Raw genomic sequence first — 778 nt, 5'->3', positions numbered from 1 at the left:
GGGGTGCGGAGCGTCCGGCCGGTACCGCCACCGGCGCGGGGGCGGCCGCGGGACGGCCGCTGTCACGGGTGGAGGCCCGCCGGGCCGCCCGGGAGGCCAAGGCCGCCAAGGACAGCGTCGGCGTCGTCGTCGGCGAACTGTTCATCACCCTCGGCGTCGTCATGCTCCTCTTCGTCGCCTACCAGCTGTGGTGGACCAACGTCCTCGCCGGCCAGGAGAGCGACCAGGCCAAGGAACGCATCGAGGACACCTGGCGCCGCGAGGCCGACGGCGAGAAGAAGAACGAACCCGGCGTCTTCGCCCCCGGCGAGGGCTTCGCCATCATGCACATCCCCAAACTCGACGTCGTCGTCCCCGTCGCCGAAGGCATCAGCAAACCCAAGGTCCTCGACAAGGGCATGGTCGGCCACTACGCCGAAGGCAGCCTCAAGACCGCCATGCCCTCCGACAAACAGGGCAACTTCGCCGTCGCGGGCCACCGCAACACCCACGGCGAACCCTTCCGCTACATCAACCGCCTCAACCCCGGCGACCCCATCGTCGTCGAGACCCGCGACGCCTACTACACCTACGAGATGGCGAGCATCCTCCCCCAGACCCCGCCGTCCAACGTCTCCGTCATCGCCCCCGTCCCCCAAGGCTCCGGCTTCACCGGCCCCGGCCGCTACATCACCCTCACCACCTGCACCCCCGAGTTCACCAGCACCTACCGCATGATCGTCTGGGGAAAGCTCGTCGAGGAACGACCACGCAGCAAGGGCAAACCCGCCGCACTCGT

At 69.0% G+C, this 778-nt stretch carries 1 protein-coding gene; it reads left to right on the top strand.

What is annotated here, in order from left to right:
- A partial coding sequence (locus IE287_RS38125; RefSeq protein WP_189854011.1) for a class E sortase occupies positions 1-778 on the top strand: 778 nt, incomplete at both ends.

This window comes from Streptomyces omiyaensis (assembly GCF_014650895.1).
Taxonomy (GTDB): Bacteria; Actinomycetota; Actinomycetes; order Streptomycetales; family Streptomycetaceae; genus Streptomyces; species Streptomyces omiyaensis.
This window is presented reverse-complemented; position numbering and strand designations above follow the sequence as displayed.